Origin of the sequence: Diaphorobacter sp. JS3051, assembly GCF_015832135.1 — a bacterium.
Taxonomy (GTDB): Bacteria; Pseudomonadota; Gammaproteobacteria; order Burkholderiales; family Burkholderiaceae_C; genus Diaphorobacter; species Diaphorobacter nitroreducens.
Genome location: NZ_CP065406.1, coordinates 3,286,889 through 3,304,318, shown reverse-complemented (window position 1 = coordinate 3,304,318; position 17,430 = coordinate 3,286,889). Strand labels below are relative to the sequence as shown.

At 68.0% G+C, this 17,430-nt stretch carries 15 protein-coding genes and 1 pseudogene; 9 read left to right on the top strand and 7 right to left on the bottom strand.

All coding sequences use genetic code 11. The features are described from left to right. Positions 1 to 6: 6 nt before the first annotated feature. The 3 genes from I3K84_RS15735 to ruvA form a co-directional block, all read right to left on the bottom strand. On the bottom strand, positions 7 to 1,086 hold the full coding sequence (locus I3K84_RS15735; RefSeq protein WP_005801445.1) for an IS630 family transposase: 1,080 nt from the start codon (positions 1,084 to 1,086) through the stop codon (positions 7 to 9). 76 nt (positions 1,087 to 1,162) lie between these two features. After that, on the bottom strand, positions 1,163 to 2,629 hold the full coding sequence (locus I3K84_RS15730; protein WP_196994956.1) for a serine protease: 1,467 nt from the start codon (positions 2,627 to 2,629) through the stop codon (positions 1,163 to 1,165). Between the two features lie 22 nt (positions 2,630 to 2,651). Continuing rightward, positions 2,652 to 3,224 carry a Holliday junction branch migration protein RuvA gene (ruvA, locus tag I3K84_RS15725; protein WP_011806794.1) on the bottom strand — a complete coding sequence of 191 codons (573 nt, stop codon included), beginning with the start codon at positions 3,222 to 3,224 and terminating at the stop codon, positions 2,652 to 2,654. A 56-nt stretch (positions 3,225 to 3,280) separates the two neighbouring features. Between ruvA and I3K84_RS15720 the strand changes: the two genes are divergently transcribed. The 3 genes from I3K84_RS15720 (at position 3,281) to I3K84_RS15710 (ending at position 5,693) form a co-directional block, all read left to right on the top strand. Next, on the top strand, positions 3,281 to 4,234 hold the full coding sequence (locus I3K84_RS15720; protein ID WP_041838940.1) for a PhoH family protein: 954 nt from the start codon (positions 3,281 to 3,283) through the stop codon (positions 4,232 to 4,234). A 65-nt stretch (positions 4,235 to 4,299) separates the two neighbouring features. Beyond that, a complete protein-coding gene (gene ybeY / locus I3K84_RS15715) occupies positions 4,300 to 4,758 on the top strand; it encodes an rRNA maturation RNase YbeY (RefSeq protein ID WP_011806796.1) in 459 nt (152 codons plus the stop codon). A 158-nt stretch (positions 4,759 to 4,916) separates the two neighbouring features. Further along, on the top strand, positions 4,917 to 5,693 hold the full coding sequence (locus I3K84_RS15710; protein WP_196994955.1) for a sulfite exporter TauE/SafE family protein: 777 nt from the start codon (positions 4,917 to 4,919) through the stop codon (positions 5,691 to 5,693). 18 nt (positions 5,694 to 5,711) lie between these two features. Here the strand turns inward: I3K84_RS15710 and dbpA are convergent, their stop codons facing one another. Genes dbpA through I3K84_RS15695 form a run of 3 tightly spaced genes read right to left on the bottom strand, consistent with a single transcriptional unit; the run spans position 5,712 to position 8,551 of the window. Beyond that, positions 5,712 to 7,121, bottom strand: a complete 1,410-nt coding sequence (gene dbpA, locus I3K84_RS15705) for an ATP-dependent RNA helicase DbpA (protein WP_011806798.1) — start codon at positions 7,119 to 7,121, stop codon at positions 5,712 to 5,714. A gap of 9 nt (positions 7,122 to 7,130) precedes the next feature. Beyond that, positions 7,131 to 7,595: a D-aminoacyl-tRNA deacylase gene (dtd, locus tag I3K84_RS15700; protein WP_011806799.1), complete on the bottom strand. Its 465-nt coding sequence runs from the start codon at positions 7,593 to 7,595 to the stop codon at positions 7,131 to 7,133. Next, positions 7,592 to 8,551 carry a cation diffusion facilitator family transporter gene (locus I3K84_RS15695; protein WP_196994954.1) on the bottom strand — a complete coding sequence of 320 codons (960 nt, stop codon included), beginning with the start codon at positions 8,549 to 8,551 and terminating at the stop codon, positions 7,592 to 7,594. The genes dtd and I3K84_RS15695 overlap by 4 nt, the downstream gene beginning before the upstream one ends. Positions 8,552 to 8,780: 229 nt before the next feature. Between I3K84_RS15695 and I3K84_RS15690 the strand changes: the two genes are divergently transcribed. Both I3K84_RS15690 and I3K84_RS15685 read left to right on the top strand, forming a co-directional pair. Continuing rightward, positions 8,781 to 10,784 (top strand): bifunctional diguanylate cyclase/phosphodiesterase, encoded by a 2,004-nt coding sequence (locus tag I3K84_RS15690; protein ID WP_231403344.1) that lies wholly within the window; start codon positions 8,781 to 8,783, stop codon positions 10,782 to 10,784. A 66-nt stretch (positions 10,785 to 10,850) separates the two neighbouring features. Next, the gene (locus tag I3K84_RS15685; RefSeq protein WP_012655520.1) at positions 10,851 to 12,332 is read left to right on the top strand and encodes an AMP nucleosidase; all 1,482 of its coding nucleotides are present in this window, start codon (positions 10,851 to 10,853) and stop codon (positions 12,330 to 12,332) included. A gap of 72 nt (positions 12,333 to 12,404) precedes the next feature. On the opposite strand, the gene I3K84_RS15680 is transcribed toward I3K84_RS15685, so the two are convergent. Beyond that, entirely contained in the window at positions 12,405 to 13,664 is a 1,260-nt protein-coding gene (locus I3K84_RS15680; protein WP_196994953.1) for a DUF4010 domain-containing protein, read from the bottom strand. A 169-nt stretch (positions 13,665 to 13,833) separates the two neighbouring features. Between I3K84_RS15680 and I3K84_RS15675 the strand changes: the two genes are divergently transcribed. The 4 genes and pseudogenes from I3K84_RS15675 to I3K84_RS15660 all read left to right on the top strand — a co-directional run bounded on the left by I3K84_RS15675 (position 13,834) and on the right by I3K84_RS15660 (position 17,426). Further along, a complete protein-coding gene (locus I3K84_RS15675) occupies positions 13,834 to 14,775 on the top strand; it encodes an ATP-binding cassette domain-containing protein (protein ID WP_196994952.1) in 942 nt (313 codons plus the stop codon). A 1-nt stretch (position 14,776) separates the two neighbouring features. Then, positions 14,777 to 15,586, top strand: a complete 810-nt coding sequence (locus tag I3K84_RS15670) for an ABC transporter permease (protein ID WP_196994951.1) — start codon at positions 14,777 to 14,779, stop codon at positions 15,584 to 15,586. 227 nt (positions 15,587 to 15,813) lie between these two features. Then, positions 15,814 to 16,083, top strand: coding sequence for a hypothetical protein (locus I3K84_RS22310; RefSeq protein WP_231403343.1), 270 nt, complete (start codon positions 15,814 to 15,816; stop codon positions 16,081 to 16,083). Next, positions 16,080 to 17,426, top strand: a pseudogene (locus tag I3K84_RS15660) (GAF domain-containing protein). The gene I3K84_RS22310 and the pseudogene I3K84_RS15660 overlap by 4 nt, the downstream one beginning before the upstream one ends. Positions 17,427 to 17,430 lie beyond the last annotated feature (4 nt).

Sequence of the window (17,430 nt, the reverse complement as noted above, 5' to 3'; positions counted from 1 at the left end):
TAATCATCAAATAATGGTACTCGCTGCCCGCGCCACAGATGCCAAGATGGTGTCCGCACTTTTATGCCACACGAACGGCTTGGGATCCTCGTTGTGACGATCAATGTATTCCCGTATGGATTGCTCCAGCTGAGCAACGCTGGTGTGGGCGCTGCGCTTGATCCACTGCTCGCTGATCTGGCTAAAGAAACGCTCGACCAGATTGAGCCAGGACGCTGAGGTGGGCGTGAAGTGAACGTGGTAGCGAGGATGGGCTGCTAGCCAGGCCCGCACTGCCTGCGTCTTGTGCGTGCCGTAGTTGTCCATGATCAGGTGGATGTCTTGTTCGCCAGGCACCGCTGCATCGATGGCTTTGAGGAACTGCAGGAATTCCACACTGCGGTGACGGCGCTTGAGCTGTCCTATGACTTTGCCAGTGGCCACATCCAGCGCTGCAAACAGCGACGTTGTGCCATGGCGCTTGTAATCGTGCGTGCGCGTGCTGGGTTTGCCAAACGTCAGTGGTAACCCTGGTTGGGTGCGATCCAGAGCCTGGATCTGGCTCTTCTCGTCCACGCACAGCACCAAGGCGCGATCGGGTGGTGCCATATACAGCCCCACCACATCCCGTACCTTGTCCACGAAATGGGGATCCGTCGATAGCTTGAAGGTTTCTTGCAGGTGCGGCTTCAGCCCAAAGGCATGCCAGATGCGCTGCACCGTCGCGGGCGATACGCCAGCGTGCCGACTCATCTGGCGCACGCTCCAGTGCGTGGCGTTGTCAGGCTTGCTCTGGCGAACCTTGTCCACAATGAGCTGAACCTGCTCGTCGCCCACACTGCGCGGGCGGCCAGCGCGCGGGGCATCGGTCAAACCCGCCAGACGATACGCCCGGTAGCGCCGCCGCCACTTGGAGACAGTTTGCACCGTCGTGCCCAAGCGTTGGGCAATCATGGTGCCCGACTCCCCATCTGCGCAGCCCAGCACGATTCGCATGCGCAGCTTCTCGTCCTCGGGCGCTTTGCGTACGCGCAGTCGCGCATGCAGCTCTGCGCGCTCGGCATCGGTGATCTGCAGCTTCGTGGCGGGGCGTCCAGGGTGGGCCATCAGCGTAGTCTCCTATAAGGAAGCTGATTCGACCAACACCGGTCAAAATAGTTCTATCTATTTTTGAGACACCACACTAGTTGGCCGCCGTCGGATTCAGCCAGCGCCGCAGCGCCGTGCGGTAGCTGGTGTCGAAACGACCGTAATAGTCCACGCCGTCGCGCGCAGCGCAGCTGGCGGTTCCGCCCAGAAGCTGGCCCACCACATAGCGGCGCTCGCCAAACGTCACGAACGCGGCCGAGCCGCTGCTGCCGCCTTCGGTCGTCCCCTCCTGCCAGCCCAGCGTAAGGAAGGTGCCGTCGTCCGCATTACTGGAACGGCAACTGTTGTCCACGCACGTGCTGTAGCGCTGCACGGAGCCCAGGCTGACCTTCTGCAGATCGCCCTGGGGATGGTGCACACCCGCCAGCACCGTGCCAACGCCCACGCTGCCAAAGTACGAGCCTGCATAGACGATGCCGGCAGGCGCCTGGCTGTTGAGCTGCATGAAGGCCGTGTCCGTGGTGGCCGACGCGTACAGCAGCGCCGCACCGCCGGTGACGCGCACGGCGGCGGGGTTCACGGTGGCAATGCCGCAGCTGCTGGAACGGTAGAACCAGTCCGTGGTGAGCGTGGACGCCACGGGCTGCGTGGAAATGCAATGGTTGGCGCTCAGGAAGTAGGGCGTACCGCTGGACGCGGCATCGTTGAGCAGCGTGCCGGTGCACAGGTAGCTCTTGCCATCGTCGCGCACAAAGATCATGCGCGCCACCGAGCGGCTCTGGTCGTTGAACTCCGGCCGGCAGGTCGCGTCCACGTTGCAGCTGCCCGACTCGCCCACCTTCTGGGCAAGGGCCTGCTCGGCCTGTGCGGGCGCCAGCGTGAAATGCGACAGCCGCGGCACGGACAGCCGGACGGCCGCTGGCGAGGCCGCAGCGGGAATCTCCACTTCCAGTGTGGTCTGCGGGCCGCTGAAGTCCGGGCTCCAATAGGTGCGCGCGGTGGTGTCATCCGCACCGCCACGCGCATTGCGCGCGGCCATGTCCTGCAGCTCGGACGCGCGCACCTCCATGGCCCCCGCGCCCTGCTCGCCGTAGAAGCGCAGCACCGCGCCCTCGGGCAGCGACTGCACGAGCACGCCCAGGCGCACGCCATGCGCCCCGTCGGCCGTGAAGCGCAGCGCGGCGGCCTGCGTGCCCCGTGCCGTCGGTTGCCTGCGCAGCAGAGCCGCAGTGGCGGCGACGGTGGCGGTGTCCGCTACGCTGCGCGCCTCGCCGATCTGCAAGGGCGTTCCGGGAGTGGCGGAGACCACGTCCTTCACGGCCGTGAACGCGCCGAGGGCGATGGTGCGGGTTGCCTGTGCACTGACGACCGGGCTCACCGGCTGCTGCGAGGTGGCCACCTTGGCCGTGCCGCTGGGGTCATAGGGCTCGATACGGTCGCCCGCCACCGGAGGCGCAGGAGAGGGAGTGTCGTTGCCGCCGCCACCTCCACCGCAAGCGGACAAGGCCAGCACCAGGGGTATCGCGGCCCATTGCGCCGCAGTTGTTGTCAGTAATTGCATTGCTCTCTCCTCTACGTAAGAACTATTTGGATAGCGATTTCAGCGCCAGCTTGATCCCCTCGCTTACTCCCACATCCGCCGGCAGCGCCTTGAGCGCAGCGGCGGCCTCCTTGTCGTTATAGCCCAGGGCCAGCAGCGCCTGCAGGATGTCGGCCTGGTTGTCGTTGGCCGCATGCGCGCGCACGCCGACGTCCGCGCCCAGCTTGCCTTTCAGCTCCAGCAGCAGCCGCTCGGCGGTTTTCTTGCCGATACCCGGCACTTTGACCAGGCGCCCTGCTTCCTGCAGCGAAACGGCCTGCGCCAGGTCCGCCACGCCCATGCCCGAGAGGATGGACAGCGCTGTGCGCGGCCCCACGCCGCTGATCTTGATGAGTTCGCGAAACGCCTGGCGCTCCTGCGCCGTGCCAAAGCCGTACAGCAACTGCGCATCCTCGCGCACGATGAACTGCGTGAGCAGGCTCACCCGCTCGCCCACAGCGGGCAGGTTGTAGAAGGTGCTCATGCTGACCTGCACCTCGTAGCCCACGCCGTGGCAGTCCACCAGCACCTCGGGGGGGTTCTTTTCCAGCAGCGTGCCGGTCAATTTGCCTATCATGGATGTCCTTTGCCGCGCCGGACACCCGCCGCGGAACTTCGACCGGAATTATCAGCGTGATCCTGCGCCACACCTTCACCCCCCATAACAACACGCGCCTGACCCATCTGTGCGGCCCCGCCGATGTGCACCTGCGCACCATCGAGGCGGCGCTGCAGGTCTCCATCGCCCACCGGCACGAGCAGTTCAAGGTGGACGGCCCCAAGGCCAAGGCCACGCAGGCCATGGAACTGCTGCAGGCGCTGTACGAGATGGCGGATCGCCCCATCAAGGAAGAACACCTGCAGCTCATGCTGGCCGGCGACGCCAGCATGCAGGGCGATGACGAAGCCAGCGCCATCCAGCTCACCACGCGCCGCGCCGACCTGCGCGCGCGCACGCCCACGCAGGCCACCTACCTGGAAAACATCGCCACGCACGACATCACCTTCGGCATCGGCCCGGCGGGCACCGGCAAGACGTACCTGGCCGTGGCCTGCGCGGTGGATGCGCTGGAGCGCAGCAGCGTGCAGCGCATCGTGCTCACCCGCCCGGCCGTGGAAGCTGGCGAGCGCCTGGGCTTCCTGCCGGGCGACCTGACGCAGAAGGTGGACCCGTACCTGCGCCCACTGTATGACGCGCTGTACGACCTGATGGGCTTTGACCGCGTGCAGAAGGCCTTCGAGCGCAATGCGCTCGAGATCGCGCCGCTGGCCTTCATGCGCGGGCGCACGCTCAACAATGCTTTCGTCATCCTCGACGAGGCGCAGAACACCACGCCCGAGCAAATGAAGATGTTCCTCACGCGCATCGGCTTCGGCGCGCGCGCGGTGGTCACGGGCGACGTGAGCCAGATCGACTTACCCAAGGGCGCGATGAGCGGCCTGATCGACGCCGAGCGGGTTTTGAAGCGCGTCAAGGGCATCGCCGTCACGCGCTTCACCAGCGCCGACGTGGTGCGCCACCCGCTGGTGGCGCGCATCGTGGATGCCTACGACGCGCAGCGCAGCCGCCGCGGCGCAGGCGAGTAGTCGCCGGCCAAAAGCTCACAAATTCATAGCTACTCGCGCTTGATAGATAAGCGCTGGAGGCCAAAATGGCTTTGAACCAATTGTCCTTGTCCCTCCAATTTGCACGCGACGCGGAGGCCACCGCGCACCGCGCCACCCTGCCCCGCCACGCGGTTGCGCGCTGGATCCGCCACGCCCTGGCCGTGGATGCCGAGATCACCGTGCGCATCGTGGGCGCCGAGGAAGGCCAGCGCTTGAACCGCGAGTTCCGCCACAAGGACTACGCCACCAACGTGCTCACCTTCGACTACCAGCAAGAGCCCGTGGCCGTGGCCGATCTGGTGCTCTGCGCCCCCGTGGTCGAGCGCGAGGCCCGCGAGCAGAACAAGACGCTAGAGGAGCACTACGCCCACCTGCTGGTGCACGGCACGCTGCACGCCCAGGGCTGGGACCACGAAACCAGCGAACAGGACGCGCAGGAAATGGAAGCGTACGAGACCGCCATCCTGCAGGAGTTGGGCTTCGCGGACCCCTACGCGGCATAACTGGCAGGCGCTCACCACCACGGGCGCCGGGGTGCGGAAAGCTGTTTTGCGCCCAGGTCACAAACGCGCCCGCCGGTGCGGCCTAAGATGCCGCGCGACCTGCGTCCTGCAGGTCCGCCTCTCACGCGGCGACCATCTCTTAAGGGAAGAACCCACGCATGGACATCCTGGGCTGGACGACCTCCATCGGCCACTTGGCACTTCTGCTCGCCGCCGCATTCATGGCCGGTGCGCTCAACGCGGTAGCCGGCGGCGGCAGCTTCCTCACCCTGCCCGCGCTGGTGTTCACCGGCGTGCCGCCCGTGGTCGCCAACGCCACCGGCACTGTGGCCTTGCTGCCCGGCTACATGGCCGGTGCCTGGGGCTTTCGGGAAGACATGCAGCCGCCGCCGGGCCTGTCGATGCGCGCCGTGGTCGTGCTGTCGCTCATCGGCGGCTCGGCCGGTGCGGCGCTGCTGCTGTTCACGCCCGACGCCACCTTCCGCAAGGTCGTGCCCTGGCTGCTGCTGGCGGCCACGGCACTCTTCGCCTTTGGCCCGCAGCTGCGGCAATGGGCCGGCAAAGCCGGCCATGGCACGCCCTCGGCCCTGAAAGCCGGCGCGGGCATGCTGGCGGTGGCGGCCTACGGTGGCTATTTCAACGGCGGCCTGGGCATCCTGCTGCTGGCGCTGTTCGGGCTGCTGGGGCAGACGCAGCTCAACGCCATGAACGGCATGAAGAACCTCGTGTCGGCCCTGCTCACGGCGATTGCCGTGGCCATCTATGCCGCAGGCGGCATCGTGCTGTGGCCGCAGGCCCTGGTGATGATGGTGGCCGCCACGTTGGGCGGCTATGGCGGCGCGCGCGTGGCACGCCAACTGCCTGCGCCGGTGCTGCGCTGGGGCATTGTGGCCACGGGGCTGGTGATGGCAGGGCTGTTCTTCCTGAAGGGCTGAACCCCGCCCCCAGGCGCGCTACAGCAAGCGCGCCTTCACCATCTTGCCTTTGACGCGGCCCGCATTCAGCTTGGCGCAGGCCTGGGCCGCGATGGCGCGGTCCACGGCCACGTAGGTGGAAAAATCGTTGACGCTGATCTTGCCGATCTGCTCGCGCGCATAGCCGAAGTCGGCGCACATGGCGCCCATCACGTCGCCGGCGCGGATCTTCTCCCTGCGCCCGCCGATGATTTGGATGGTGCACATGGGTGGCCGCAGTTCGCCCCCTGCCGTGGGGGTGAGTTCATCCACCGGAAAGAACTCGCAGGCACGGCCTTGCAGCAATTCGATCCTGCCCACGCTGCCCATCTCATCCATGCTGACCAGGTTCAGCGCCAGCCCCTCGGCATCGCCGCGGCCCGTGCGGCCGATGCGGTGGATGTGCACCTCGGGATCGGGCGTCACGTCGACGTTGATCACGGCCGAGAGGTCGGCAATATCGATGCCGCGCGCCGCCACGTCGGTGGCCACGAGCACGCTGCAGCTCTTGTTGGCAAACTGCACCAGCACCTCGTCACGCTCGCGCTGCTCCAACTCGCCAAACAGGGCGAGGGCACTGAATCCCTGGCTCTGCAGCGCAGTCACCACGTTACGGCACTGCTGCTTGGTATTGCAGAAGGCAATGCTCGACGCAGGGCGAAAGTGCGCGAGCATGCGCGCCACCACGTCGACCTTCTCGCGTGCATCCACCTCATACCAGCGCTGCGCGATCTTGCCTGCACCGTGCTGGGCGGCCACCTTCACCATCTGGGGCGCGCGCATGAAACGCTGTGCCAGTCCCGCAATGCCGTCGGGATAGGTGGCGGAGAACAGCAGGGTCTGGCGCTCGGCCGGACACTGGCGCACCACGGTCTCAATATCGGCCAGGAAGCCCATGTCCAGCATGCGGTCGGCCTCGTCAAGCACCAAGGTCTTGAGGTTGGCGATGTCGAGCTTGCCGCGCTCCATCAGGTCCATCACGCGGCCCGGCGTGCCGACCACGATGTGGGCACCGTTCTCCAGCGAAGCAATCTGGCCGCGCGAAGGCACGCCCCCATACACAGTGACGACCTTGATGTTGTCTTGCGCACGCGCCAAGCGGCGGATCTCGGTGGCCACCTGATCGGCCAGCTCGCGCGTGGGGCACAGTACCAGGCCCTGGACGGCGAACCAGCGCGGGTTCAGCCGATCGACCATGGCCAAGCCAAAGGCCGCTGTCTTGCCGCTGCCGGTGCTGGCCTGGGCGATCAGATCACGGCCCTGCAGGCTGAAAGGCAGGCTGGCGGCCTGGATGGGCGTCATCTGCGCATAGCCCAGCTGCTGCAGGTTGGCCAGCATTTCAGGGGACAGAGGCAGCGATGAGAAGGCGGTGGCGGACGGAGCAGGCGACGCGCCTGAAGAGATGGTCATGGTCGCCAATTATCCCGGCGGCGCTATCCGCAGCGGAAGGGTCACCGGTCCGTCGTTGACCAGGTGCACCTGCATGTCGGCGGCAAAGCGGCCCGTGGCCACCATGGGGTGCACGGCGCGCGCCTGGGCGACGAAGTAGTCGTACAGCCGCTCCCCCTGCGCCGGCGGTGCCGCCTGCGTGAAGCTGGGCCGGTTGCCGCCGCGCGTGTCGGCGGCCAGGGTGAACTGGCTGACGATGAGCAGGCCGCCGCAGGTGCCCTGCCCGTCCAGGTCCTGCACGCTGCGGTTCATCTTGCCGGCCTCGTCGCTGAAGATGCGCAGCTTGAGCATTTTGGCCAGCAGCTTGTCGGCCTGCGCCTCGCTGTCGCCCTGCTCGGCGCACACCAGCGCCAGCAGCCCCGGGCCGATGCGGCCCACGATCTCGCCGGCCACTTCCACGCGCGCCTCGCGCACGCGCTGCAGCAGGCCGATCATGTGCCGGCTCCTCCCGGCGCGGCCGCCTCGGCAGTCTCGAACACCGTAGCCTGCCCTTCGGGCAGCAGTTCGATGGTGGCGCGCAGGCCGGGCACGGCCTGCATCAGGGCCTGCTCGACGGCGGTGCGCTGCTCGGCGGCGTGCCCCAGCGTCCAGTGCGCGGGCACATGCATGTGCAGATCCACGTAATTGCGCGCGCCGGCGCGGCGCGAGGTGAGGCTGTCGAAATACACCACCCCTGCGCTGGCGTGGTTGTGCTCGCCCAACACCGTGAACACGCGCGCCAGCAGGCTGGGCTCCATGGCTTCGTCCATGAGACCCTGCGAGGCGCGCCAGATCAGCACGCCCCCTTCGCGCAGGATGTTCAACGCCACCGCGATCGCCACCAGCGGGTCCAGCCACAGCCAACCTGTGGCGCCAGCGGCCAGTAGCCCGCCCACCACGCCGATGGAGGTCCACACATCGGTCATCAGGTGCCGCGCATCGCCTTCCAGCGCCAGCGACCGATGCACCTGCGCCGCGCGCAGCATGCCCCATGCGAGCAGGCCGTTGCAGGCCGTGCTCAACAGCGACAGGCCCATGCCCCAGCCCAGTTGCTCCAGCGGCTGCGGGTGCATCAGCCGCAGCACGGCCGCCCAGAGGATGGCGATGCTGGCCCCCACGATGAGAATGCCCTCGAAGCCGGACGAGAAATATTCCGCCTTGTGGTGTCCGTAGGGGTGGTCGCCGTCCGCCGGGCGGCGCGCAATGGTCACCATGGCCAGCGCGAACATCGCGCCCGCCAGATTGACGAACGACTCCAGCGCATCCGACAGCAGGCCCACCGAGCCGCTGACCCACCAGGCCAGCGTCTTGAGCACGATGGTGAGCAGGGCCACGCCCACCGAGGCGCGCAGCAGGTTGTGGGGCGTCATCCACGCGGGAACGCTCAAGGGGCCGGAGGGTGCGGAAGGCATACAGCGATTATCCCGCCGCCTTGCCGCCCTGCTGGCACACAAGCGCCCGGCGCGCCGCCGGACACGCCTGCTCGCCAAAGGCCAGGCGTTGGGATATAAGCTCCGGGACCGACCGCCCACTGGCACTGGATATGCCCTCCCCTCGCCCCCCTGCCTCCCCCCCCTGCCCGACCTGGGCCCCCGCGCCAGTGATGCGCTGCTGCGGCTCATCGCCGACTCGGTGCCCGTCATGCTGGCCTATTACGAATCGACCAGCCTGCGCTGCGTGTTCGCCAACCAGCGCTACGCCGCCTTCAGCGGGCAAACGGTGCAGAGCATCATCGGCAAGACGGTGCGCGAGGCGATCGGCGAAAAGGCCTGGCAGGAGATCCTGCCCTACGTGCAGCGCGCGCTGGCTGGGGAGAGCGTTCAGTACACCCGCGAATACGCCGGCCCGCAGGGGCGCGCGCATATGCTGGAGATCAGCCTGCAGCCGCACTTCGGGGTGCGCGAAGGACGCAACGCGATGGTGGGTGCATTCGTGCTCATCAACGACATCACCCACCACTGGGAGGCCGAGCGCGCCGTGCGCCAGAGCGAGGAGCGCATGCGCAAGTTCGCCATCGCTACCGAGGAGGGACTTGCCTTTCACCGCGACGGGCGCATTCTGGATGCCAACGAAGCGTTGCAGCGCATGGTTGGCTATTCGCTGGCCGAGCTCGTAGGCCAATCCATCTTCGATTTCGCGCTGCCCGAGTACCGCGCGCTGGCCGTGGAATACACGCGCCGCGGCAGCGAGAAGCCCTGCGAGCTCGCCATGCGCCACAAGGACGGCCGCGTGATCCCGATCGAGGTGGTGGGCAAGACCATGCCCCAGCAGGAGGGTGACTACCGCGTGGTGGTGGTGCGCGACATCACGGCGCGCAAGCAGGCGCAGGAGCAGGCGCAGGAGCAGGCGCGCTTCCTGGTGCTGCATGACACGCTGACCCAACTGCCCAACCGGCGCCACCTCATGATGCAGTTGGCACGCATGGCGAGTGCCGCGCAGGAGCGGCAGACCCGCGCCGCCGTGCTGTTCATCGACCTGGACCACTTCAAGACGGTCAACGAGTCGCTGGGAAACCAGGCCGGCGACCAGCTGCTGATAGAGATTGCGCGGCGCCTGCAGGACGGGGTGAAGGCCACCGACTTCGTCGCGCGTGTGGGCGGCGACCAATTCATCGTGCTGCTGCCCGACCTGGCCAACCGCGCCGCAGCGGCCGAAGTGGCCGATGCGCTGCTGGCGCGCGTGCGCGCCGAGTTCGCCATCGGTGGCACGCCGCTGTCGCTATCACCCTCCATCGGCATCAGCGTCTTTCCGGACGACGGCTACAGCCCCGACGAGCTGCTGCGACGCGCCGACGCGGCCATGCACCACACCAAGGAAAGCGGGCGGGGCACGCGCATGTTCTATGAACCGGGCATGGAAGGCCAACCCACGGAGCTGCTGCAGCAAGAGCACCTGCTGCGCGAGGCCGTGTTCCAAGGGGCCTTCGCACTGCACTACCAGCCCCAGGTGCGGGTGGCCGACGGCCGGCTGGTGGGCTTTGAGGCGCTGGTGCGTTGGCGACACCCGGTGCGCGGCCCCGTGGGGCCGGATGAGTTCATTCCGCTCGCCGAATCGCGCGGGCTCATCACGCCCATTGGGCGCTGGGTGCTGCGCGAGGCCTGCCGCCAGCTCAAGGCATGGCACGACGAAGGGCTGCCCCGGGTGCCGGTGGCGGTGAACCTCTCTGCCATCGAGTTCCGCCAGCGCGACGTGGTGGGCGAGATCGCCCAGGTGCTGCAGTCGGCGGGGCTCGCACCGCAGTACCTGGAGGTGGAGATCACCGAATCCGCCCTCATGCAGCAGGCCGACCACACGCGCACCACCCTGCAGGCCCTGCAGGCCCTGGGCGTTGCCGTAACGGTGGACGACTTCGGCACGGGCTACTCGTCGCTGGCCTACCTCAAACGCTACCCGCTGGACAAGATCAAGGTGGACCGCTCCTTCGTCACCGACACGCCTGCCGACAGCGAAGACGTGGCCATCGTCACCGCCATCATCCAGCTCGCGCGCAGCCTGCAGCTGCAGCCCGTGGCCGAAGGCGTGGAGACCGCGGAGCAGCTCGCGCTGCTGCAGCGCCTGGGCTGCGAACTGGCGCAGGGCTTTGGCATCGCACCGCCCATGGATGCGCAGCGCGCCCGCGAGTGGCTGCGCGCCCAGGCCGAGTGAGCGGCCGGCCTGGCCCGGCCCGGCGCCGTGCCCACGCTGACACATGCGGCGTGGACAATAGGCACCATGGCTCAGATCCCCGCACTTCCCGATCCCACCTTCCACGCGACCGAGACCGAGGCGCTGGCCCAGGTGCAGCGCATCTACCAGCAGCAGATCGACCACCTGCGCAGCGCCATGCAGCGCTTCGTGGCGGGAGAGACGCCCGCCGCGCCCGTGCGCGCGTTCTATCCCTTCGTGCGTGTGCAGACCAGCACCGTGGCGCGCGCGCCCACGCACCTGGCCTATGGCTTCGTGGAGGGGCCGGGGCGCTACGAGACCACGCTCACGCGGCCTGACCTGTTCGCCGACTACTACACGGAGCAGCTGCGCCTGTTGCGCGCCAGCCACAACGTCGAGCTGGAAGTGGGCGTGAGCAATCAGCCCATCCCCATCCACTTCTCGTTCGCCGAGCACGACCACATCGAAGGCACGCTCAGCCCCGAGCGGCGCATGCTGATGCGCGACGTGTTCGACCTGCCCGACCTGGAGGCCATGGACGACGGCATTGCCAACGGCACCTGGTCGCCGCGCGCTGGCGAGGCGCAGCCGCTGTCGCTGTTTACCGCGCCGCGCGTGGACTATTCGCTGCACCGCCTGCGCCACTACACCGGCACGCAGCCCGAGTGGTTCCAGAACTTCGTGCTGTTCACCAATTACCAGTTCTACATCGACGAGTTCGTGCGCCTGGGCCATGCCGAGATGGCCAAGCCCGACAGCGAGTACATCGCCTTCATCGAGCCGGGCAACGTGGTCACGCGCCGCACGGGCCTGCCCGCGCAGGTCGGCGACGACCTGGGCGTGGCCCCGGCCCGCCTGCCGCAGATGCCCGCCTACCACCTCGTGCGCGCGGACCGCAGCGGCATCACCATGGTCAACATCGGCGTGGGCCCGAGCAACGCCAAGACCATCACCGACCACATCGCCGTGCTGCGCCCCCACGCCTGGATGATGCTGGGCCACTGCGCGGGCCTGCGCAACAGCCAGCAGCTGGGCGACTACGTGCTGGCCCACGCCTACGTGCGCGAGGACCATGTGCTGGACGAGGAGCTGCCGCTGTGGGTGCCCATCCCCGCGCTGGCCGAGATCCAGATGGCGCTGCAGCAGGCCGTGGCCGACGTGACGCAGATGCCGCAGGACCAGCTCAAGCGCATCATGCGCACCGGCACCGTGGCCAGCACCGACAACCGCAACTGGGAATTGCTGCCCGACAACATGCCCCAGCGCCGCTTCAGCCAAAGCCGCGCAGTGGCGCTGGACATGGAAAGCGCCACCATCGCCGCCAACGGTTTTCGCTTTCGCGTGCCCTACGGCACCCTGCTGTGCGTGAGCGACAAGCCGCTGCACGGCGAGATCAAGCTGCCCGGCATGGCCAACCATTTCTACCGCGAACGCGTGGACCAGCATCTGCGCATCGGCATGCGCGCCATCGACATCCTGCGCGCGGGTGGTGTGCACCGGCTGCACAGCCGCAAGCTGCGCAGCTTTGCCGAAGTGGCGTTCCAGTAGCCGCAGCCATTGCTACTTCATCGATAGCTGCTCGCGCTTATCCCATAAGCGTTTGAGCCGCTTTTTATCAATTTAGAGTAGCAACAACACCGCGACGAAAGCCAGCGTGTGCAGCACCACGCCGCCACCGGCCGCCACGGCATAACGCCAGCCCCCGCTGACCAGGGCCGTCACGCATTTGCTGACGGCGTGCACGCTCAGCCCCGCCGCCAGCGCGCTCACCAGGCTGGGCCCCACGGGGTCCAGCGGCCGGCCCTGCGACATGATGGCCGCGGCGGCCGCATGGACGTCGGCCAGCGCCGCCACCAGGGCGCCGGCCAGCAGGCCCGCGTCGCCCCACCAGCCGCGCAGTGCCTGCACCAGCACCTGCACAGCCGTGAGCAGCGCGGCGATCAGCAGCGCGTCGCGCAGTTTGAACAGCGCCGTGCCGTCCACGTCCGCCGGGGCCGGCGCCTCACCCGCGGGCATGCTGCGCAGCAGTGCCCACCCCCAGACCAGCGCCACCACCCCGCCCGCCAGTGCCGGCGCCCACAACCGCACCAGCCACTGGGGCTGCACGGTGGCCGCCACCACCAGGATCTGCACCATGGTCGCCACGCACGACAGCACGGCCGCACCCCCCTGCGCGCGCACGGGCTCGCGCCCCTCGCGCACGGCCACGCCCAGACTGGCGATGGTGGCGGTGCTGGAGATGAAACCCGAGGCCAGCGCCGACAGGGCGTTCGCGCGGCGCGCGTCCATGAGCCGGCGCGCCAGATGCGCCAGCGCCTGGATCACCAGCAGCACCACCACCAGGCGCACCAGCACCTGGGGGTTCAGCGCCTCCCCCCACAGGGGCTGGTTGGGCGCCAGCGGCAATACCAGCAGCGCCAGCGCAGCCAGGATCAGCCCGCCCCGCACCTCGCCCTGGCGCAGCCACTCGCGCGAAAACTCGTGCAGCGCCTCACGCGCCGCCAGCAGGCTGGTCACGGCGACGGCCAGCCCCGCCGCCACGGGCAGGCTCTGCGTGCACAGCACGCCGATCAGGTAGGCCAGCAGCAGCGCGATTTCGGTGGTCACGCCGGGGTCTTCGGAGCGGTCGCGCGCATAGGCCACCACGCCCAGCAGCGCAATGAACACCGCGCCCACCGCCACCAGCGCCTCGCTGCCCAGCAGCGCCGCCGTCGCACCCGACACCGCCGCCAGCGTGAACGAGCGCACGCCCGCGAGCGCGCGCAACGGGCCCTGACCCTTGCGCCGTTCGCGCTCGATACCCATCAGCAGGCCGCTGCCCAGGGCGCCCGCCAGAACGGCCAGCGTGTCCTGAAAGCCGGTTGTGTCCATGGTGTTCATCGTGGTTGGTTGGCTTTGACGATTGGACCATGGAAAGCGGGCATCCAAAGGGCGCCCCGCTCTCAGAACACTCTGGTTTTGATAGCTATCAGCGCTTGTCAGTAAAGCGCCAGCGCCATTTTTCTCATAAACCTCTGCAATGGCGCGGTCTTCCCCCCACAATCGCGCCATGCAAGTGCTTCTGGAAGCCCGCGACCTGCGCAAGCGCTATGGCACCGCCACCGTGGTGGATGGGCTGTCGTTCGCCATCGCGCCGGGGGAGTGCCTGGGCGTGATCGGCCCCAACGGCGCGGGCAAGACCACCACCCTGCGCATGTGCCTGGGCCTCACGGCGCCCGACGAGGGCAGCGTGCACTTTCACCCTGGCGGCGGCGCTGCGCCGCTCGCCATGCCGCAGGACGCGCTGGCCATCAAGGCCCAACTGGGCGTGGTCACGCAGTTCGACAGCCTGGACCCGGACTTCAGCTGCGCCGAAAACCTGCGCGTGTTCGGCCGCTACTTCGGCCTGAAGGGCACGGCCATGGCACAGCGCATCGCGCCGCTGCTGGAGTTCGCCGCGCTCACGGCCAAGGCCGACGCGCGGCCGGGCGAACTGTCGGGGGGCATGCGCCGGCGCCTGTCGCTGGCGCGCGCATTGGTCAACGACCCGCGCCTGCTGCTGCTGGACGAGCCCACCACCGGCCTGGACCCGCAGGCGCGCCACCTGATGTGGGAGCGGCTGCAGCAGCTGCTGCAGGGCGGCAAGGCCATCCTGCTGACGACGCACTTCATGGATGAGGCCGAGCGCCTGTGCTCGCGCCTGCTGGTGCTGGACCATGGCCGCAAGATCGCCGAAGGCACGCCGCGCGCGCTGATCGCCGAGCACCTGGAGCCCGACGTGGTCGAGGCCTACGGCCCCGGCGCGCTGGCCCTGGCGCAGGATGCGCAGTTGCGTCCGCTGGCGCGGCGTGTGGAAGTCAGCGGCGAGACCGTGTTCTTCTACACGCAGGACGCCCGCCCGCTGCTGCAGGCGCTGTCGGTCCACGGCAGCCTGCGCACCCTGCACCGGCCCGCGAACCTGGAGGACCTGTTCCTCAAGCTCACCGGACGTCAAATCCGCGAGGAAGGCTGACATGCCCACGCCCACCACGCCCAGCCCCTGGCGCGCGCCCGACCTGTCGATGCGCTGGTGGCCCGTGTTCTTGCGCAACCTGCTGGTGTGGCGCAAGCTGGCGGTGCCCAGCCTGCTGGGCAACATCGCCGAGCCGCTGATGTGGCTGGTGGCCTTCGGCTACGGCATGGGGGCGCTGGTGGGACAGGTGCAGGTGGGCGGGCAGAACGTGCCCTACATCCTGTTCCTGGCCAGCGGGTCGATCTGCATGAGCGCCATGAACGCGGCCAGCTTCGAAGCGCTGTACTCGGCCTTCTCGCGCATGCATGTCCAAAAGACCTGGGACGGCATCATGAACGCCCCCATCAGCCTGGACAGCGTGCTGCTGGCCGAGATGCTGTGGGCCGCATTCAAGGCGCTGTTCACCACCACCGCCATCCTGGGGGTGATGCTGGCGCTGGGCATCAGCTACAGCCCCAAGCTGATCGTGGCCTGGCCCGTGCTGCTGTGCGTGGGCATCATGTTTTCCAGCATCGCGCTCATCTTCAATGCGCTGGCCAAGGGCTACGACTTCTTCACCTATTACTTCACGCTGGTGCTCACGCCCATGATGTTCCTGTCGGGTGTTTTCTTCCCGCGCGAACAGCTGCCCACGGCCATACGCCTCGCCTCGGACTGGCTGCCACTCACCAATGCCGTGGAACTGATGCGCCCTCTCTTCATGGACCAGTGGCCGCAGCACCCACTGCGCCACGGCCTGGTGATCGCCGTGACCACCGTGGCCGCGTACTGGGTGGCCCTGGCGCTCACCCGCAAGCGCTTTCGCGCCTGAGCCTTTCACGCATGACCACGCTTCTGAGCGCCGAATACATCGCCCTGGTGGACCGGGGCGTCTCCACCATCGTGGCCTCGCGCGACGCGCAGTTGCGTCCCAGCGTGACGCGGTAGACGCGCGCATCAGCACCAACGGCCAGCGCATCACGGTCTTCCTGCGGCGAAGCCAGTCACGACAGCTTCTGGCCGACATTGCCACCACCGGCCACATTGCCGTGGTCTTCAGTGCCCCCCTCGCACCGCACGGTGCAGGTCAAGGCCACCGCCGCCGTGCAACGTGCCGTGCAGCCGGCCGACGAGCCCGCGCTGCAAAGCTACCTGTCCGCCATGCAGCATGCCGTGGCCCAGGTGGGCTATGGCCCGCAGTACACCGCGGCCATGCTGAATGCACCACGGGACGATCTGGTGGCAGTGGAGTTTTCGCCCGAAGCCGCGTTCGACCAGACCCCCGGCCCGCATGCCGGCGAACCGTTGCGCAAGGAGCGCCAGCCGTGAACGTGCCGCCCACCCTGCGCTCCATCCGCGCCTGCCTGGAGGGCGCGATTCCTGCCATCATGGCCACCTGCGCCTCCGACGGCACGCCCAACGTGGCCTACATCTGACAGGTGGTCTACGTCGATGAGCAGCATGTGGCCCTGTCGTTCCAGTTCTTCAACAAGACGCGCGCCAACATCCTCGCCAACCCCTATGCCAGCGTGCTGGTGCTGGACCCCGTGACAGCACGCTGCTTTCGCCTGCACCTGCGCTTCTTGCGCACGGAGGCGGAAGGCGCACTGTTCGAGCGCATGCGCGCGCAGCTGGCGGGCATCGCCTCGCACAACGGCATGGCGGGCGTCTTCGAACTCAAGGGATCGGATGGCTACGCCTTCGAGCGCATCGAACCCGTGCCCGGAGAAGGACTGGCACCCAGCCCCGCGCAACTGCCACGCGCCGATCTGCTGGGCGCCGTGCGCCTGTGCAGCCAGCGCCTGGCGCGCTGCACCACGCTCGACGAGCTGCTACAGACACTGCTGGCGGGCCTGCACGAGCATCTGCACGTGCAGCATGCGATGGTGCTCATGCTGGATGCGCAAGCGGGCCACCTGTACACCGTGGCAAGCCATGGCTACACACATTCGGGCGTGGGCTCGGAGATCAAGCTGGGCCAGGGCGTGATAGGCGTGGCCGCGCGCGAAGCCACGCCGGTACGCATCAGCCACATGACCCATGCCGCGCTGTACAGCCATGCCATGCGCAGCAGCCTGGGACAGAGCGCGCCCGCGCACGAGATCCCCTACCCGGGCCTGCCCGCGCCGCACAGCCAGCTGGCCGTGCCCCTGTTGAGCTGCGGCCGCACGCTGGGGGTGCTGTTCGTGGAAAGCCCGCTGGACCTGCAGTTCCGCTACCCTGAGGAAGACGCGCTGGTGGCGCTGGCAGGACAGCTGGCCGCCGCGATCGACCTGCTGCAGTCGGCCGACGAAGCCACGGAAGCATCGCAAGAAGCCGCGCCCGCGCCGGCGCCGCGGGGGGCGCCCGTGCGGGTGCGGCATTTCGCGGTGAACGACAGCGTGTTCGTCAATGACACCTACCTTATCAAGGGCGTGGCGGGCGCGATCCTGTGGAAGCTGCTGCGCGACCATGAGCGCACCGGACGGCAGGACTTCAGCAACCGCGAACTGCGCCTGGACCCCAGCCTGCGCCTGCCAGGCGTGGCCGACAACCTGGAGGCGCGCCTGCTGTTGCTGCAGCGCCGACTGCAGGAAAGCGACACCGGCATCCATATCGACAAGACCGGCCGTGGGCGACTGCGGCTGCGCCTGGACGCACCTGCGCAGTTGGAAGAGATGGCCGGCGGTTGAAGGT

Coding starts and splice junctions, on each gene's coding strand:
- I3K84_RS15735 (WP_005801445.1), bottom strand. CDS start 1,086: ATGGCCCACCCTGGACGCCCCGCCACGAAGCTGCAGATCACCGATGCC.
- I3K84_RS15730 (WP_196994956.1), bottom strand. CDS start 2,629: ATGCAATTACTGACAACAACTGCGGCGCAATGGGCCGCGATACCCCTG.
- ruvA (WP_011806794.1), bottom strand. CDS start 3,224: ATGATAGGCAAATTGACCGGCACGCTGCTGGAAAAGAACCCCCCCGAG.
- ybeY (WP_011806796.1), top strand. CDS start 4,300: ATGGCTTTGAACCAATTGTCCTTGTCCCTCCAATTTGCACGCGACGCG.
- I3K84_RS15710 (WP_196994955.1), top strand. CDS start 4,917: ATGGACATCCTGGGCTGGACGACCTCCATCGGCCACTTGGCACTTCTG.
- dbpA (WP_011806798.1), bottom strand. CDS start 7,121: ATGACCATCTCTTCAGGCGCGTCGCCTGCTCCGTCCGCCACCGCCTTC.
- dtd (WP_011806799.1), bottom strand. CDS start 7,595: ATGATCGGCCTGCTGCAGCGCGTGCGCGAGGCGCGCGTGGAAGTGGCC.
- I3K84_RS15695 (WP_196994954.1), bottom strand. CDS start 8,551: ATGCCTTCCGCACCCTCCGGCCCCTTGAGCGTTCCCGCGTGGATGACG.
- I3K84_RS15690 (WP_231403344.1), top strand. CDS start 8,781: ATGCTGGCCTATTACGAATCGACCAGCCTGCGCTGCGTGTTCGCCAAC.
- I3K84_RS15685 (WP_012655520.1), top strand. CDS start 10,851: ATGGCTCAGATCCCCGCACTTCCCGATCCCACCTTCCACGCGACCGAG.
- I3K84_RS15680 (WP_196994953.1), bottom strand. CDS start 13,664: ATGAACACCATGGACACAACCGGCTTTCAGGACACGCTGGCCGTTCTG.
- I3K84_RS15675 (WP_196994952.1), top strand. CDS start 13,834: ATGCAAGTGCTTCTGGAAGCCCGCGACCTGCGCAAGCGCTATGGCACC.
- I3K84_RS15670 (WP_196994951.1), top strand. CDS start 14,777: ATGCCCACGCCCACCACGCCCAGCCCCTGGCGCGCGCCCGACCTGTCG.